Source organism: Sphingobium sp. JS3065 (genome assembly GCF_026427355.1).
Lineage (GTDB): Bacteria > Pseudomonadota > Alphaproteobacteria > Sphingomonadales > Sphingomonadaceae > Sphingobium.
Map to the genome: position 1 here is coordinate 944,185 of NZ_CP102664.1, position 14,495 is coordinate 958,679.

The window sequence follows — 14,495 nt, forward strand, 5'->3', positions numbered from 1 at the left end:
AGCTGCGCGGCGACATTTGTGATGGCCGGTTCAGCGACAACTAAGATGGCCGGTAAGATCGGTTGTCTGGCCTGATCGCAGGGAGGGGCGGAGCCCCGACCGGAGAGCAGGCCAGACAACCGATGGCGATCTTTTCTCCCCTGGGCGGGAGTGCGGATCGGGCTGCGGCGAGCGGTGGTATCGGAACACTCATCGAACATTGAAGCGATGGGTTGCGATGCCGGGCCACCACCTTTCCGATCAGCAGGTATTTCTTTTCATGGTTGAACGTCGCCATCACACCCAGTCCGTTGCGGCCGCCAAGGCCGGTATCAGCGAGCGCAGCGCACGCCGGATCGAGAACGATCCGCGCTTGCCCTCCCAGAAGAAGCAGGGGCGTCATTGGCGCACCCGCGCCGATCCTCTTGAGCCTTTTTGGCCGCGGATCGAGGAGTTGCTCAAGATCGACGGCATTCTCGCCGTCACCATCTTCGAGACGCTACAGGACGAGTTTGGCGAGGAGGCTGTTCCCGACAAGATCAGGCGCACGCTCGAGCGTCGGGTTGCCCGCTGGCGGGCGCTGCATGGCGAGGAGAAGGAGATATTCTTCCCGCAGCGCCACGAGATCGGGCGGCAGGGCCTGTCGGATTTCACGGTCTGCGACGACCTGAAGGTCACCATCGCCGGCGAGCCTTTCGCCCACCGGCTCTATCATTTCCGCCTGGCCTGCAGTGGCTGGGAGCATGCCGCTGTCGTCCTGGGGGGCGAGAGCTTCGCTGCCCTGTCCGAGCATCTGCAGGATGCGCTGTGGAAGCTGGGCGGCGTCCCGGCCGAGCACCGCAGCGATTCCCTATCAGCTGCCTACAAGAACCTCGATGCCGATGCGCAGCAGGATTTCACCCGCAGCTACAACGACCTGTGCCGGCATTACGGCATGATCGCGACCCGCAACAACCGCGGCGAGGCCCACGAGAACGGCTCGATCGAAGGCCCTCATGGCCATCTCAAGCGACGCCTCGACCAAGCCCTGCGCCGCCGCGGCAGCCGGGACTTCGACAGCCTCGGTGCCTGGCGCGGCTTTGTAGAAGCCGAAGTCGCCAAGCAGAACCGCCGCAAGGCCAGGCTCGTCGACGAGGAACGCCGCCTGCTGGCGCGCCTGCCATCACACCGCACCACAGACTTTGCCATGATCGCGGTGGATGTCAGCCGTAACGGTACCGTTCCTATCGAGAGGGTCATCTATTCGGTCCCCTCCCGCCTGGTCGGTCGTCGGCTGCACGCCCATCTCTTCGATGACCGCATCGATCTATTCCTCGGCCCCGACAAGGTGATGACCACACCACGGGTCCGTATCCCGCATCCCCAAAGAGGCCACCACATCGATTTTCGCCACATGATCGCCAACCTGCGGCGCAAGCCCGGGGCATTGCGCAACCTGGTATACCGCGACGCCCTGTTCCCCGCCCATGCCTACAGGCGGGCATGGCAAGCCTTCGACGATCAGCTCGATGCCCGCCAAGCCTGCCGCGACACTGTCGCCCTGCTCGATATCGCGGCAAGAGGAGATTGTGTCGATGCGCTGGCTCTGCGCATCGATGCGGCACTCGATGCTGGTCGACTCCCCGATGTCGCCGCGCTCAGGCAGGAGTTTCTTCCGACCGTCCGAGCCAGGCACGAGGTGACGATCCCGCCACCGGATCCGCGCGGATACAACAGCTTGCTTACCAGCATGGAGGTGCGCTGATGACCCGGACCAAGGATCAGGCCGCAGCCGTGCTGCCCACCATGCTCAAGGCCCTGCGCTTGCCCAGCATCAATCGCAACTGGAAGCGACTTACCGATACCGCCGATCATGATGGTTGGCCCGCCGTTCATCTGCTGGCCTCGCTTCTCGAGATCGAGATGGCCGAACGCACTACGCGGCGTATCCAGCGACATCGTGACCAGTCCGGCCTGCCAGCAGGCAAGACCTTCGCCACCTTCGATTTCGACGCTGCACCTGGGGTGCGCAAACCCCATCTGCTCTCGCTCGCAACCGGCGATAGCTGGATCGAAAGTGGCGGCAATCTGCTGTTCTTCGGACAGTCGGGCACCGGCAAGACGCACGCCATCTCGGCGATCAGCCATGCGCTTATCGATACCGGGCGCCGGGTCTTGTTCTGCTCCACCACCGATATGGTCCAGAAGCTTCAGGCCGCGCGCCGCGATCTCAGTCTGCCATCCATGCTCGACAAACTCGACAAATATGATCTCATTGTGCTCGACGATCTGTCCTATGTCCGCAAGGACCAGGTCGAGACCAGCGCCCTGTTCGAGCTCATCGCCCATCGCTACGAGCGCCACTCCATCGCGATAACCGCCAACCAGCCATTTTCCGCTTGGGACAACGTTTTTCCAGATCCCGCCATGACTGTCGCGGCCATCGACCGCCTCGTTCACCACTCGACCATCATCGAGATGAACGGCGAGAGCTACCGAAAACGCTCGGCCGTCAGCCGCATAGAGCCAGCCAATAATCACCCTCCCGTGCCAGTACCGGACCGGCCATCGTAATTGTCGCTGACCTCGCATCCGGGATGCATCTCCAATGAGGCAACCCGCGATCAGGTAATTGTCGCCACCGTCAATTACTCCCGCACCGCCACAGCGGGCTTTACCACCGGCGCCAGCGACAATTATCCAACATCCCTAATTGCCCAAGGCCCGTTGCCACTGCGGAGCTTGCGTGATACCCAAATCCTACCACTCGGTGCGGCCGCTTACCGGCCATCATAATTGACGCCGACCGGCCTCCGTAAATGTCGCCCTACAGACAGCAGCGGAACAGAAACAGCAGGCGCCCTATGATCTGGTTGGAGGGGCCGTCGTCGTCCGGAATATCGTAGACCGCTTCTATGATCTGATGGATCAGGAGGACGCCTATCGGGAGTTGCGTGCGCTACACGCCCCGGAGTTGGGGCCGATGCGCGTTTCGCTTGCCGGTTTTCTCAACGCATGGCTGGGCGGACCGCGAGATTGGTTTGATGATCACCCTGGCGTTTGCATGATGTCGGCCCATGCGCGCCTGCCGATCACTGGTGAGACAGCGGATCAGTGGTGTGACGCGATGCGCCGCGCCATCGCTGATTCGACGGTAGATCCTGCCCTGGGCGTCAAGATGGCCGAAGCCTTGTCGAACATGGCGCAGGGCATGGCGGCGCGTGCCGCGTCGGCAGCGTGACCCCGCGGCGCGAACAGGCGAAGAAATCACTATGACCGAGATGTTCGCGATGCAGCTCGAAGCGGTCGGCACGCCGCTGCGGCTCGTTGCGCGACAGGTTCCAACGCCTGGTCGAGGCGAGCTTCTCATCGAGGTCGCTGCTTGCGGCGTCTGCCGAACCGATCTGCATATCGTCGATGGGGAGATCGAATCCCGCCTCCCCATCGTTCCCGGGCACGAAATTGTCGGCATCGTTGTTGCGGCGGGGGAAGGGGTCGCCGATGTCGCGATCGGTGATCGCGTCGGCGTTCCCTGGCTCGGACATAGCTGCGGCCATTGCGACTATTGCCGAACAGGTCATGAAAATCTGTGCGATAGTCCCGCATTCACGGGATGCACCCGGGATGGCGGTTATGCGACCCATACGGTTGCGGACGCTCGCTTCTGCTTCAGGATACCCGACGCCTTTTCCAATGAAGAAGCCGCGCCCTTGCTGTGCGCCGGGCTGATCGGCTGGCGGTCCCTGCGCGCTGCGGGGGAGGGAACGCGGATCGGTCTCTACGGATTTGGCGCCGCCGCGCATATCATCGCCCAGATTGCGCTGTGGCAGGGCCGGGCGGTTTATGCCTTTACCAGGGCGGGAGACGACGAGGGACAGGCTTTTGCGCGATCACTCGGCTGCGCCTGGGCCGGATCATCGGAGGATGACCCGCCCGTGGAACTCGATGCGGCGATCCTCTTTGCCCCCGTCGGTGATCTTGTTCCGCGCGCGCTGCGTGCAGTCCACAAGGGAGGCAGGGTGATCTGCGCAGGGATCCACATGAGCGACATTCCGTCGTTCCCCTATGCTGACCTCTGGGGTGAGCGAACCATTGCATCGGTGGCTAATCTGACCCGCGAAGACGGCACAAGCTTTTTCGAGATCGCGCAGAAAGCCAACGTCAAATCCGTGACGACGGTCTTTCCGCTGGCTCAAGCCAATGTCGCGCTTGAGCGGTTGCGCAGTGGCGCCGTTGTTGGAGCGGCCGTCCTGGTGCCATCGAACTACGCGAAGGCTTGAGTATGCACTCGCCGCGAAGCGCCCTCTTCACGGCCCCAGGGGCGAGTGCGCGTCACGCGGTGCCTCTGTAAAGTTACGGAGTGCGGTCATCAATGGCCGGGGCCATGATGCGATCATGAGCAGCATTTCACAGATCAAACATGTGCTCGTCGTCGTGGACGGTGCAGAGCATTCCCTGACCGCCGTTGATCAGGCGCTTGCCTATGCCGGTATGCATGAAGCGGCGCTTACGATCGTCGTCGTGACCGAAAATCTCGCATTCGCCGCGGCGGCTGATGCGATGGCTTTCGCGCAGGCCATCACGGTATCCGAGGACCAGCGCGACGAACATCTGGCGGCCGTTCGCGAACGAACCAGGAATACCGCGATCGAAGTAGAGGTTCACTCGGTGTTCGAGGCCAGCGGGCTGATACCCGGTCTCGTGAAGGCTGAAGGCCAGTACGCGGATATCGCGCTGATTCCGGGTGTCGGGCGCTGGCAAAGGGATGGCTTGAGGCGCCGTATCTCCGAGGCGCTTCTGTTTACGGGCGTGCCGACGGTCATTTTGCCGGCCTCCTGGAATCCTGGTCCCATCGATCACGCCGTATTGGGCTGGAACGCATCACTTGAATCGTTCCGCGCCGCGAGGGCGCTTCTCAATCTGGCCGAACCCGATGCCCGTATCGACGTTGCGATTGTCGATGATCCGGGTGTCGAATCCGGGGAGCACCGGGGCGGTGTCCAGATCGCCCGCCTTTTCGCGCGACATGGCCATAGCGGCGGCGTTTGTCCGATCAGCTCATCCGGTAAGGATACGTCGGCTGTCCTTCAGAATTACGCAGTGGAGCAGAAAGCCGATGTGCTCGTGATCGGTGGCTATGGGCGTTCGCGCGCACTCGAGTTCGTGCTTGGCGGCGTGACGCGGGAACTGATCGATCATCAGCGCCTGCCGATCGTTTTCGTACACTGACTGGCGAACCCGTCTAACGGTTGAACGGAGGAGATCATGAAAGCTCTCGTTTATCATGGCCCCGGCGAGAAGAGTCTCGAGGATCGCCCGAGGCCGGCCTTGCAGGCACCCGGCGATGCGATCGTGCGGATCACGAAGACCACCATTTGCGGCACCGACCTGCACATCCTGAAGGGGGATGTGCCGACGTGCGAGCCGGGCAGGATCCTCGGACATGAGGGTGTCGGGATCGTGGAGGAGGTCGGAACCGCGGTTGGAGCCTTCAAGCCCGGAGATCATGTCCTGATCTCCTGCATCACCTCTTGTGCCCGGTGTGAATATTGCCGGCGCGGCATGTATTCGCATTGCGTCGAGGGCGGCTGGATATTGGGCAACAGGATCGATGGCACGCAAGCCGAATTCGTGCGCATCCCCCATGCCGACAACAGCCTTCACGCGATCCCGCCGGGGGCCGATGAGGATGCCCTCGTCATGCTGAGCGACATTCTTCCGACGGGCTATGAGTGCGGCGTCCTGAACGGGAAGGTTGCACCGGGCAGCAGCGTCGCGATCGTCGGCGCTGGACCGATCGGCCTGGCGACCCTGCTGACTGCGCAATTTTATGCACCGGCCCGGATCATCATGATCGATCTCGACGACAATCGCCTCGCCGTCGCGCGCAAGTTCGGCGCGACGGACACGTTCAACAGCGGACGTGATCCGGTCGTGAGCCTGGTTCGAGAGCTCACCGACGGCAAGGGGGTCGATACGGCTATCGAAGCAGTCGGGATCCCTGCGACATTCGCGTTATGCGAAGAACTGGTCGCGCCCGGCGGGGTAATTGCCAATGTCGGTGTCCACGGCGCCAAGGTCGACCTCCATCTGGAGGAACTCTGGTCGCGCAACATCACCATCACCACCCGGCTCGTCGACACCGTCAGCACGCCGATGCTCCTGAAGACGGTCGAGGCCAAGCGCCTGCGGCCCGAACAGCTCGTCACCCATCGTTTCGTGTTGTCGGACATATTGGAGGCGTATGAGACGTTCGCGCGCGCAGCCGATACTCATGCCTTGAAGGTGGTGATCGACACGTGATCGGGGTTTCCAGCGATATTCCGGGCGATGCGCAGCAATTCCATCCGAATATAGGGAGTTCCGAACCGGCGGAACCATCGTTCGCGCGCGCGCGCCGGCTGCGCCTTCACACGCATCATGAGCTGGTCGCGATCATGCGGACCGACAGCCCGGTGTGCCATGCCGAGGGCCTTGCCGCGCACACCCAGGTCTATATCCGCAACGGCAGCCAGCCGATCGCGGCCACGCTCTATCAGGTGGAGGGCGACTTCCTGGCCGGCGACGAGATCGGTCTGTCCGAAGCGGCCTGGGTCGCGCTTGGCGTGGAGGAGGGAACCGTTGTCCAGGTCGGTCATGCGCCGCCCCTCGAATCGATCGCCTGCGTCCGCCAGCGCATCTACGGACACAGGCTGAACGGGGCCGCGCTGACCAGCATCGTCGGTGACGTGGTGGCGGGCCGCTATGCCGATGTGCACCTCGCCGCCTTCCTCACGGCTACCGCCACGCTTCCCTTCGACGAGGACGAGACCTACCATCTCACCAGGGCGATGGTCGAGGCCGGCGACCGTTTGCGCTGGCCGAGCGAGATCGTCGTCGACAAGCATTGCGTTGGCGGTCTGCCGGGCAACCGCACGAGCCCGATCGTCGTCGCCATCGCTGCCGCCTGCGGTCTGACCATGCCCAAGACGTCGTCGCGGGCGATCACGTCCCCGGCGGGAACGGCCGATACCATGGAGACGCTCACCCGGGTCGATCTCGACCTTGGCGCCATGCAGCGCGTGGTGGCGGTCGAGGGCGGCTGCCTCGCCTGGGGCGGCGCGGTCTGCCTCAGTCCCGCCGATGACATCTTCATCGGCGTGGAACGCGCGCTCGACATCGATACGGAGGGGCAGCTCATCGCCTCCGTTCTGTCGAAGAAGATAGCGGCGGGCGCGACCCATGTGGTGCTCGACATTCCGATCGGGCCGACCGCCAAGGTGCGCAGCGTCGCGGCGGCCGAACGGCTGGAAGCCACGCTTGGCGCCGTCGCCGCCCGTTTTGGCCTTGTTATCCGCTGTGTCCAGACCGATGGCACCCAGCCCGTCGGCCGGGCGATCGGGCCCGCCCTGGAGGCGCGCGACGTGCTGGCGGTGCTGACAGGCGATGCCGATGCTCCGCCGGGCCTTCGGGACCGCGCCTGCACGCTCGCCGGCGGGGTGCTCGAACTCGGGAAGGTCGCGGAAGAAGGCCAGGGACGCGCGCGCGCCGAACGCACATTGGCCGACGGCAGCGCCTGGGACAGGTTCCAAAGGATATGCCAGGCCCAGGGCGGCATGCGCACCCCGCCCACGGCCAGGCTCACCCATCCGATCCTGGCGGCGCATAGCGGCCGCGTCACCCATATCGACAATCGCCGGATAGCGCGCCTTGCGAAGCTGGCGGGCGCGCCCGACTCGCCGGCCGCGGGCATGCTTCTTCATGTTCGCCTGGGCGACGACGTTATCGCTGGCCAGCCTTTGCTGACCCTCCACGCCCAGTCGCAGGGTGAAATGGCTTATGCGCTGACCTACGCCGCCGCCAATGCCGACATGCTTGCGATCGTGCCATGACGGCGATGCTGTTTTCCATGCCCGGGAACGAACGGCTGGCCGCATCCATCGCGGAACATACCGGGTGGGCGACAGGCACGCTCGAGGTTCGCCGGTTTCCCGATCAGGAGAGCTATGTCCGGCTCCGCTCCGGGGTGTCGGGATCAGCCGTGGCCGTCATATGCACGCTCGCGCGGCCCGACGACCAGATCATGCGGCTGCTCTTTGCTGCAAGGCTGCTGCGCGAGAGCGGGGCGCGGTCGGTCCATCTCGTGGCGCCTTATCTTGCCTATATGCGACAGGATCGGCGGTTCAAGGATGGCGAAGCGCTGACGTCCCGCCAGTTCGCCCAGCTCCTTTCATCCGAGTTCGATGGGCTCGTGACCGTCGATCCGCATCTCCACCGCTACGCGGATCTGGGGGAGATCTATTCGATGGAGACGGCTTCGCTCGCGGCATCTCCGCTTCTGGCGGACTGGGTCCGGGCCAATGTCGATGCACCGCTCATCATAGGACCCGACAGCGAGAGCGAGCAGTGGGCGGGCGCAATCGCCAGGCTTATCGGAGCGCCCCATGCGGTCTTCGCGAAATCGCGGCGCGGTGATCGGGACGTCCTTATCGCGGCCTCGGACCTGGGGGCATGGAAAGGCCGCACGCCGATCCTCGTCGATGACGTGATTTCGTCGGGACACACCCTTGCCAACGCCGCGCGCGAGATCATCGACCAGGGCTTCCCTCCGCCGATCTGCCTGGCTGTTCACGGCCTCTTCGCGGCTGGTGCCGAGGCTTTGCTCAGGGAAGTCGGCTGCCGCATGGTTACGACCGAAAGTATCTCGCATGCCAGTAACGCGATCACTCTTGGCGCACTGCTTGGCGATGCGCTGGCCCGGCAGATGGAAGGGGGCGCCGGTCGGCTACGTATAACACCCGAATGAATCCCATCACGGCGCTGGGTAGCAGGAATAGCTCAAAGCTGGAGGGACATATGGCTATCAAGGACATTCTCGCCGTCGTCGATACCGGAGACAAGGACGAGCGGTTTTTGCGCGATGCGCTTGCCTTTGCCGAGTTCCACGACGCCAGCCTTGCCATCGTCGTGCTGTCGGCTCTCCCCGCGAGCGACTATGCCCTGACGGTTGCACTGCCTTATGTACTTCTTCCCGATTATACTGAAGCGGTGGAGGCGAAGCAGCAGCGGATCGCGATGCTCGCCCGCTCCACGAACGTAGAGGTGAGGACGATTTCGGACCAGCCGGCGGTGATCTTCGCCAAGACCGCGGTCTATGCCCGTTATGCCGACCTCGTCCTGTTCGGTCCTTCGGACAATTACGACCATCCGCCAATTCGACGTGATACGCTTGAGCGTTGCCTGTTCGCATCTGGGCGTCCCGTTCTGATCCTGCCCACCGGCTATAAACCGGCCGCCATCGATCACTTGGCGATCGGCTGGAATGCGACCCGCGAGGCGACGCACGCGCTGCGCGACGCGACCATGTTCGCGGCGCCTGGGGCAAGGATCGATATACTCATCCTCGATGCGAAGCCGACGGTCCAGGGCCACGGTTCCGAACCGGGAGCCGATGTCGCCCACCATCTCGCCCGGCATGGCTTTACGTCGACCGTAGTTCCCATCCAGGGCGGTGACGTGTCGGATGCGGAGGCGCTGGTCGAAGCGGCTCACCGGCGTGGCGCCGGGATGCTCGCGCTTGGCGCTTATGGCCACTCTCGCCTGCGCGAGATGATCCTGGGCGGCGTCACGCGCGACCTGCTCACTGGCGCGCCGCTGCCGCTGCTGTTTGCGCATTGAAGCCCATTCAATCGGCGGCACGCAAGCGCGGAACCGCGGGCCGGGAATGAAACCGGTCCGCACGGTCTTCGCTCCGCATGCTCAACACGAGATGGTTTGATGTAATACGAAAGAGATTTGATGTCAGGACCCATGGAAACTTCCGAAGTGCGCTGGCATATGCTGTCAACCAGCGAAGTTGCCACGGCACTCGACGTCGGTTGTGCGGGTCTCTCTTCTCCGGAGGTGGATCGGCAATCGGCCCGCTTTGGGCCGAACGCGCTACCCCGGTCGGCGCGTCGCAATGTGTTCCTTAGGTTCCTCGCGCAATTCCATAACACGTTGATCTATGTGCTTCTTGCCGGGGCATTGGCCGCAGCGCTGCTCGATCACATGATCGACGCGGTGGTCATCGTCGCCGTCGTGATCGTGAATGCGGTGATCGGGCATATCCAGGAAGGAAAGGCTGAACAGGCGCTTGAGGCCATCCAGCAGATGATCGCGCCCAAGGCCAGCGTGGTGCGTGACGGCGTGAGGCAAACGATTCCCGTCCGCGAGATCGTGCCCGGCGATCTCGTGATGATCGAGGCCGGTGATCGCGTTCCCGCCGATCTCAGGCTTCTCCATGCGCGGCGAATGCTTATCGACGAGGCGCTGCTGACGGGCGAATCGGTGGCTGCCGAAAAGCAGGAAGCGGTGCTGCCCGAGCAGACCGATTTGGCGGATCGGCGTAATATGGCCTTTTCGGGCACGATGGTTGCGGCTGGGCACGCAAGCGGGCTCGCTGTTGCCACCGGATCTCGCACGCAGATCGGACGGATCAGTTCGCTTATCCAGTCGGTCGAACAACTGGCAACCCCGCTGCTGAAGCAGATCGACGGTTTTGCCCGGCGCTTCACCTGGTTCGTACTCGCGGGGGGGCTTGCGCTGTTCGCCTTTGCCGTTCTGGCGCGGAATTACGATTGGATCGACGCGCTGATCGCCGTGGTCGCGCTCGCCGTGGGGATCGTGCCGGAAGGGCTGCCGGCGGTCATCACGATTACTCTCGCGATCGGCGTGCGGCGGATGGCGGGGCGCAACGCCGTCATCCGAAAGCTCCCGGCCGTCGAAACGCTCGGCGCGACCTCGGTGATATGCACCGACAAGACCGGCACGCTCACACGCAACGAAATGACGGCCCGCCGCGTCATCACCGAGCGGCATACGATGATCGCGAGCGGATCCGGCTATGTTCCCGATGGTCAAATCCGGATCGTCGGGTCCGGGGACCAGGCAGAGGCTATGGCCGATGCGATGCCACTGATCCGCTGCGGGCTGCTGTGCAACGATGCCGCGCTGCGCAAGGTCGGTGCGGAATGGCGTGTCGAGGGCGATCCGATGGAGGGGGCCCTCTTCGCCCTGGCAATGAAGGCGGCCATCGATCCGGAGCAGGAGCGGGCGGAATGGGAGCGGCTCGACGAGATTCCCTTCGACGCCGCGCATCGGTTCATGGCGACGCTCTGCCGGGGTTCCAACGGCACGCGCTTGCTGTTCGTGAAGGGCGCGCCCGAAGCGCTCTTGGCGATGACCGCGCCCGACAATTGTTCCTATTGGGAGAGTTCCATCGCTACCGCCGGAAGCGATGGCGAGCGCGTTCTCGCCTTCGGCGCGAAGGAAATGCCTGCCGGCAGCGAACGGATCTCGTTCGAAGATCTCTCGACTGGCGTGTGCCTCCTGGGCCTTGTCGGCTTCATCGATCCGCCTCGTGCGGAGGTCAAGGACGCCATCGCCGAATGCCGGTCCGCCGGAATCGGCGTCAAGATGATCACTGGCGATCATGCGGCGACGGCGCTGGCGATCGCCCGGCAACTCGACCTTGCCGACGACCCGCGCGTGCTGACCGGGCTGGAACTGGAAAAGCTTCCGGACACCGAACTGGAGCAAGCGGTCGCGGATGTCTCGGTCTTTGCCCGGACCAGCCCGGAACATAAATTGCGGATCGTCCGTGCGCTGCAGGCTCAGGGAAAGATCGTCGCGATGACGGGGGACGGCGTGAACGACGCGCCGTCCCTCAAGCAGGCCGACGTCGGGGTCGCCATGGGCATCAAGGGCACCGAAGCGTCGAAAGAAGCGGCTTCCATGGTGCTGCTCGACGATAATTTTGCCTCGATCGTCAGCGCCGTTCGCGAAGGCCGAACGGTCTACGACAACATTCGCAAGGTCATTTCCTGGGAAATCCCTACGAACGGCGGTGAAACACTGGCGGTCGTATTGGCGATCCTGCTGGGCTTCGCGCTGCCGATGACGGCGACGCAGATCCTCTGGGTGAACCTCGTCCTCGCCGCCACGCTCGGCCTCGTGCTGGCGTTCGAGCCCACGGAACCCGGTGCGATGTTGCGCCGGCCACGGGAGCGCGGCGCGCCGTTGCTTTCGCCGTTCCTGCTTTGGCGTGTCCTTCTCGTCTCTGTGCTGTTCGCGGCCGTCACTCTCGGAATCTTTTTCCATGTTCTGGCGCAAGGCCGGAGCCTGGAGATGGCGCGCACCATGGTCGTCAACATGTTCATCATCGCGGAGATCTTCTACCTCTTCAACGTCCGCTATCTCCACATGACGTCCCTGACATGGCGCGGCGCGATCGGTACTCCCGCCGTGTTGATCGCGATCGGCGTTCTCGTCATCGGCCAGGCGCTCTTCACCTATGCGCCGTTCATGAACGCGATTTTCCACTCGCAGCCGCTGGGCTTCGCGGACTGGGTGTTGCTGGTGGCGTGCGGCATGCTTCTCATGCTGTCGCTGGAGGTGGAGAAGCATGTGATGCGGCGACTGGGCTGGTTTAGCGAACTTAATAATCAGGAGGACATGCCATGACGCGTGACGGTTTCCCTAAATGCATCGCGCTCGCGACCGACCTCAGCCATCGTTGCGACCGCGCCTTCGATCGCGCCCTGCTGGTAGCCCAGGCATGGCGGGCGGAGCTTATGGTCATCCACGCGCTGAACCCGCCGGAAGACGGGATGCTGTCCGTCCGACTCGGCGATCTGCCGTCCTGGCGTCGGCCTCTCGAAGACCCGGTGCGGGCGGCGCGCCATCGCATCTACCACGACCTTGTTCGCGAGGCGCCGCCAATCGACATTTCGGTCCACGTCGAAACCGGCTCGCCGGCACCGGTCGTCCTCGATATCGCCGGAAAGGGCGAGGCGGGCCTGATCGTCACCGGCGTGGCTCGCGATGGGCCGCTGGCCCGGATGCTGCTCGGCGATACCGTGGACCGGCTGATCCGCAAGGCGCCCGTTCCGATCCTGATCGTACGCGACCGCGCTTTCGAGCCTTACCGCGCCATGGTGGTCGCGACAGATTTCTCCGCGCCCGCCCGGATCGCTCTGGAGACCGCCGTCCGCTTTTTTCCCGATGCGGCTATCTCCCTTTTCCACGCCTACGATGTGCCCTTCGCGGGCTATCTCGGCCGATCGGAAATCGAACGGCAATTCGAGGGTTATGGCGAGGCTGCGGCCGACAAGTTCCTTGCCGAAGCGGGACTGTCTGATGTGGCGGCCCGGAACGTCACGCGCATGATCGAGCACGGGGTTCCCGAAGCGCTGCTTCGCGACCGTGCGGAAAATGCCGCACGTCACCTGACGGTCGTTGGAACCCATGGCGGTGGCCTCGTCTATGAGGCTATGATCGGCAGTACGGCGCGCAAGATCCTTGATGCGGTCCCGGGCGATGTCCTCCTCGTACCCGATCCCGCCAGGCGCAAGGTGAACCCGGCCGGATGACGCTGGCGATCGTTTCCAGCCTCATGGGGCTCGCCGCCCTGATCGCTGGTGCGGAGTGGCTGGTGAGGGGAGGCTCGGCGCTGGCCGCGCGGCTGGGCGTTTCGCCGCTGCTCATCGGCCTCACGATCGTGGCGCTGGGAACGAGCACGCCCGAACTCGCCGTCGGGATCGAGGCGGCGCTCCAGGGAAACGGCTCGCTCGCGGTTGGCAACATCGCCGGCACCAACACCGTCAACATCCTCCTTATCCTCGGCCTCAGCGCGATGCTGCAACCACTTGCCATTCGGATGCAGACGCTGCGTCTGGAACTGCCTGTCATCGTCATCGCGTCGGCCGCGCTACTCGTCTTTGCCTGGGACGGTGTGCTCTCGCGCCTTGAGGGGCTGTTTTTGATCACGATGGGAATGGCCTTCACGCTGACCGTCATTCGCGTCGCCCGGCGGGAAAGCATCACGGTGAAGCTGGAGTTCGCGCGGGAATTCGCGGCGCCGCGCTTTTCCCGCCGCCACGGTTTCTCCGCAATGGCGATGCTGGCCATCGGCCTCGTCGTGATCGTCGTGGGCGCCAACTGGCTGGTGGATGGTGCGGTCGCGCTTGCCCGGTTGTGGAACGTATCGGACGCCTTTATCGGACTGACGATCGTTGCGATCGGTACTTCCGCTCCTGAACTCGTTACGACGATCATTTCGACGATTCGTGGCGAGCGCGACATCGCGATCGGCAATCTGATCGGCAGCAGCGTTTACAATATTCTGGTGATTCTCGGCGCGGCCTGCCTGTTTCCGTCGAACGGGATCGAGGTCAGCGCGCAACTGATCCGGGTCGACATCCCGGTCATGTTGGGGGTCGCGCTGGCCTGCATTCCCGTATTCATCAGCGGACGCCAAATTTCGCGGTTCGAGGGTGGAATGTTTGTGAGTGCCTACTTGCTATATCTTGCCTATTTGATCAATGATCGGATTTAACCGATAAGGAAAGCGCGAGGGCATCTTTTGACAACGCCGCGATTTTCCCGCCTTTCGTCTATTATCCAGTGATTTTGGGTCGCAGGCGGTGGCTGCTGCTGTCAGGTTGCTAACGCGGGTCTTTCGATCCCGGTAGAACTTCGCACCCTTTCGATCGGAGCCTTCGCATTCGTGGACCCGC

12 protein-coding genes are annotated in these 14,495 nt (G+C 63.6%); all 12 read left to right on the forward strand.

Annotated features, from left to right (window positions below):
* Nucleotides 1-217: 217 nt before the first annotated feature.
* The 12 genes from istA (at nt 218) to NUH86_RS04685 (ending at nt 14,314) form a co-directional block, all read left to right on the forward strand.
* The gene (gene istA / locus NUH86_RS04630; RefSeq protein ID WP_100237200.1) at nt 218-1,723 is read left to right on the forward strand and encodes an IS21 family transposase; all 1,506 of its coding nucleotides are present in this window, start codon (nt 218-220) and stop codon (nt 1,721-1,723) included.
* Nucleotides 1,723-2,532 carry an IS21-like element helper ATPase IstB gene (gene istB / locus NUH86_RS04635; RefSeq protein WP_100237201.1) on the forward strand — a complete coding sequence of 270 codons (810 nt, stop codon included), beginning with the start codon at nt 1,723-1,725 and terminating at the stop codon, nt 2,530-2,532. Before istA ends, istB begins: the two co-directional genes overlap by 1 nt.
* 295 nt (nt 2,533-2,827) lie before the next feature.
* Nucleotides 2,828-3,199, forward strand: coding sequence for a group II truncated hemoglobin (locus NUH86_RS04640; RefSeq protein ID WP_267252030.1), 372 nt, complete (start codon nt 2,828-2,830; stop codon nt 3,197-3,199).
* Between the two features lie 31 nt (nt 3,200-3,230).
* Complete coding sequence (locus NUH86_RS04645; RefSeq protein ID WP_013846846.1) at nt 3,231-4,238, forward strand: zinc-dependent alcohol dehydrogenase family protein; 1,008 nt, start codon at nt 3,231-3,233, stop codon at nt 4,236-4,238.
* A gap of 115 nt (nt 4,239-4,353) precedes the next feature.
* Nucleotides 4,354-5,187 (forward strand): universal stress protein, encoded by an 834-nt coding sequence (locus NUH86_RS04650; protein WP_013846845.1) that lies wholly within the window; start codon nt 4,354-4,356, stop codon nt 5,185-5,187.
* A 36-nt stretch (nt 5,188-5,223) separates the two neighbouring features.
* Nucleotides 5,224-6,261, forward strand: a complete 1,038-nt coding sequence (locus tag NUH86_RS04655; protein WP_013846844.1) for a zinc-dependent alcohol dehydrogenase family protein — start codon at nt 5,224-5,226, stop codon at nt 6,259-6,261.
* Nucleotides 6,262-6,311: 50 nt separating this feature from the next.
* Nucleotides 6,312-7,829, forward strand: a complete 1,518-nt coding sequence (locus tag NUH86_RS04660; protein WP_416365358.1) for a thymidine phosphorylase family protein — start codon at nt 6,312-6,314, stop codon at nt 7,827-7,829.
* A complete protein-coding gene (locus tag NUH86_RS04665) occupies nt 7,826-8,743 on the forward strand; it encodes a ribose-phosphate diphosphokinase (protein WP_030090325.1) in 918 nt (305 codons plus the stop codon). The genes NUH86_RS04660 and NUH86_RS04665 overlap by 4 nt, the downstream gene beginning before the upstream one ends.
* A 557-nt stretch (nt 8,744-9,300) precedes the next feature.
* A complete protein-coding gene (locus tag NUH86_RS24805; RefSeq protein ID WP_373886340.1) occupies nt 9,301-9,615 on the forward strand; it encodes a universal stress protein in 315 nt (104 codons plus the stop codon).
* Between the two features lie 132 nt (nt 9,616-9,747).
* A complete protein-coding gene (locus NUH86_RS04675; RefSeq protein WP_162849038.1) occupies nt 9,748-12,441 on the forward strand; it encodes an HAD-IC family P-type ATPase in 2,694 nt (897 codons plus the stop codon).
* On the forward strand, nt 12,438-13,349 hold the full coding sequence (locus NUH86_RS04680) for a universal stress protein (RefSeq protein WP_021246219.1): 912 nt from the start codon (nt 12,438-12,440) through the stop codon (nt 13,347-13,349). Before NUH86_RS04675 ends, NUH86_RS04680 begins: the two co-directional genes overlap by 4 nt.
* Nucleotides 13,346-14,314 carry a calcium/sodium antiporter gene (locus NUH86_RS04685; protein WP_030090329.1) on the forward strand — a complete coding sequence of 323 codons (969 nt, stop codon included), beginning with the start codon at nt 13,346-13,348 and terminating at the stop codon, nt 14,312-14,314. The genes NUH86_RS04680 and NUH86_RS04685 overlap by 4 nt, the downstream gene beginning before the upstream one ends.
* The last annotated feature ends 181 nt before the right edge of the window (nt 14,315-14,495 follow it).

What these genes read in the sequence shown, in the direction of transcription:
- istA (WP_100237200.1), top strand. Translation starts at nt 218, where the DNA reads ATGCCGGGCCACCACCTTTCCGATCAGCAGGTATTTCTTTTCATGGTT.
- istB (WP_100237201.1), top strand. Translation starts at nt 1,723, where the DNA reads ATGACCCGGACCAAGGATCAGGCCGCAGCCGTGCTGCCCACCATGCTC.
- NUH86_RS04645 (WP_013846846.1), top strand. Translation starts at nt 3,231, where the DNA reads ATGACCGAGATGTTCGCGATGCAGCTCGAAGCGGTCGGCACGCCGCTG.
- NUH86_RS04650 (WP_013846845.1), top strand. Translation starts at nt 4,354, where the DNA reads ATGAGCAGCATTTCACAGATCAAACATGTGCTCGTCGTCGTGGACGGT.
- NUH86_RS04655 (WP_013846844.1), top strand. Translation starts at nt 5,224, where the DNA reads ATGAAAGCTCTCGTTTATCATGGCCCCGGCGAGAAGAGTCTCGAGGAT.
- NUH86_RS04665 (WP_030090325.1), top strand. Translation starts at nt 7,826, where the DNA reads ATGACGGCGATGCTGTTTTCCATGCCCGGGAACGAACGGCTGGCCGCA.
- NUH86_RS24805 (WP_373886340.1), top strand. Translation starts at nt 9,301, where the DNA reads ATGTTCGCGGCGCCTGGGGCAAGGATCGATATACTCATCCTCGATGCG.
- NUH86_RS04675 (WP_162849038.1), top strand. Translation starts at nt 9,748, where the DNA reads ATGGAAACTTCCGAAGTGCGCTGGCATATGCTGTCAACCAGCGAAGTT.
- NUH86_RS04680 (WP_021246219.1), top strand. Translation starts at nt 12,438, where the DNA reads ATGACGCGTGACGGTTTCCCTAAATGCATCGCGCTCGCGACCGACCTC.
- NUH86_RS04685 (WP_030090329.1), top strand. Translation starts at nt 13,346, where the DNA reads ATGACGCTGGCGATCGTTTCCAGCCTCATGGGGCTCGCCGCCCTGATC.